This is a genomic window from Anaplasma phagocytophilum (assembly GCF_023476575.1).
GTDB lineage: Bacteria > Pseudomonadota > Alphaproteobacteria > Rickettsiales > Anaplasmataceae > Anaplasma > Anaplasma phagocytophilum_A.
In genome coordinates this window covers 1-2,377 of record NZ_JAHLEX010000131.1, presented here as the reverse complement: position 1 = coordinate 2,377, position 2,377 = coordinate 1, and the positions used below count along the sequence as shown (strand labels likewise).

Genomic DNA, 2,377 nt, shown 5'->3' with positions numbered 1-2,377 from the left:
TACTTTTATTATTTCTTAGCAGATATCGTTCCGCGTTCTCCTCATCTTTGCTAAGTTTATCGTTAGGTCGATAGCTCCACTATCAGTGCTAGGGGCTATCGTGAACAAAGACAAAACAGAGTTACTACTGTACTGGAGAGAGAAAAGAGTGTTAGGTATGGGCAGAGTGAGGTTAGTCGATTTGGAATTACTAATCTGAAGCATTGATGTAATCGTGAATTAAGGAGTGGATTAACAGGGAGGCTTAGTAATAGGATAGAGTACGTTTCATGTTTGAAAACATCATGAGAAAAGTGGAGATCGGATCATTAGTGTAGAGGGTAGTACAAAATTTTATTCAGAGCTGAAAGCAGAGGTAAAGTAAGCTTTATAGGTGAAGTTTAAGTCTAGATTAGGAAATCATGCGATATACCATGGCGATCACATATTAGGATTTGTGTAAAGGTGTAGTGTGTTATAAATAGCTGGTGATACCTCATATTCATAACTGAATATGAGATAAGTATCGGCGTAAAAAGAAAAAAGCGACAATTTATTTTGATAATTTTTTGGCTCTTCTTCCATAATCAAGTCATTGTCACTCTAGGGAGCAGTGCTGTGTGTATGTTAAAAAGCCCAAGAGGAAGCTCTATAACAGGTACGTACGGTGTCGAACCCATCAAAACCAACAGATGTTGCCCGCCTAGAGCTCCTATAATCACTAATGCAGTTGCAGTGTATCCGCCAAAGCGGCACATTATGCTGGAGGCACTCATTTTACTAACCGGTAAGAAGATAAGAGGTGCTACAAGACCGTCAACAAAATAGCCATTAATCATAGCTAGCTGAGTATTTCCCGGATAAGAGTCCTACTAATTAAAAGCGCATCCATTATGCGTAAGATAATATAGCAGGTATGCTAAGTATGATAAAAACACAGCGCAATACGTATGCGAGAGTCTAACCTTAAAACACCCGCATATGACATTAATTATTGCGCCAACCAGATGTATCCAAGAGAACGCACCCAGCAATAGGACAAGGAAAACACGCAAATAACCGTGCAGTGTTGGAGGAAATTGGGATTTATGATATCCCATTCTAGCCAAGAGAATGAGCCTCCCTAAGCACCAGTTTACTATTCCGCCAACAGATGCACCAAGAGCTCCTATAAACACCGATGTGGTTGCACCATACCCGCCAAAGCAGCACATTATGCTAAAGGCACTCATTTTACTAATCGGTAAGATAAGAGATGATACAAAACTGTCAACAAATAACAAGAAATACATCTCAAGAGCGTGAGAAACATACATAGATTTACCCTAAGTAAGAGCCCCTCGAGGATGCGTGGGACCGGTGCGATTCGAACGCACGACCCTCAGATTAGGAATCTAATGCTCTATCCTACTGAGCTACGGCCCCGTAAAGCGCTGAGTCCCACTCAACACAGATACTCTACACAATCTCGTGGTATCGGACAACTAACATTTTCAGTAAATAACATAATATTGTTTGTGCGACGAAAATTTTTCAGGGGAACGCATACCTTTATAGGCGCAACAGCAATATATATGTCTGCAAACGTAAATGTCTTGAGTCTACGGCAAAGAACTTTCAAAAGTGCTAATTAGCGAAAATCTTGTAAGTATTTTTATAATGGGTGCATCTGAGTAGCGACTATATATTAAATAATTGTTTTCCAGGGAGTCATACGGTGTTTTTGCATTTTCTGTACATAAGCTCATTTCTAGGAAGTGATAGATGCGTGCCATACTTTGCTATGAGTCAATGCTACACAAGGGAGATAGCTGTGGTATGGCAATTTTGCTGACATAAGTACCACTGCGTATGGGTTATTGTAAGTTTTTTTGGGGATAGTGGGATCCCTAAAAGTTGCCGGTATTTACCTGTAAAAGACAAAACGTAGGCAGACCTCTGGGCATGTTTATTGACCTTCGAATTTAATATCAGGGTTATAATAGAGTTCTGTAGTAATAAGGCAAGGGGTTTTCATATCTTAAGTCTCTTGATACTGTGTTTTTATCTTGAGTTTATTATCGGGTATTGGTTTTTGCGTCTGGGGCTCTATTATCATAGCCATTCATAGATTTATTATGAGTACACAAAGCAGGAACAGGGGCGCATAGGCTAGGTAACTGACTGCACGTGTGGTGTATGATCGTCTATACACATGCTAATACCAATGGTTCAATAGTTTCAGCTATATATCTCCGGAACATGTTGAATTGTGGCAGTATTATTAGAAAAATGAAGCATATACAGTATATCTACTAGCTAAGGAGTTGTAGTGTCTCACGTTTACAAATGAGTTTAATATGCGAGGAGACTAAGTAACTACGCTCCTCCGAATATCTAAAAGCAGTCTCTAGGTATG

1 tRNA gene is annotated in these 2,377 nt (G+C 39.6%); it reads right to left on the bottom strand.

The window, feature by feature from the left end:
- Nucleotides 1–1,330 precede the first annotated feature (1,330 nt).
- A tRNA-Arg gene (locus KPX09_RS05030) sits at nt 1,331–1,404 on the bottom strand.
- Between the last annotated feature and the right edge of the window lie 973 nt (nt 1,405–2,377).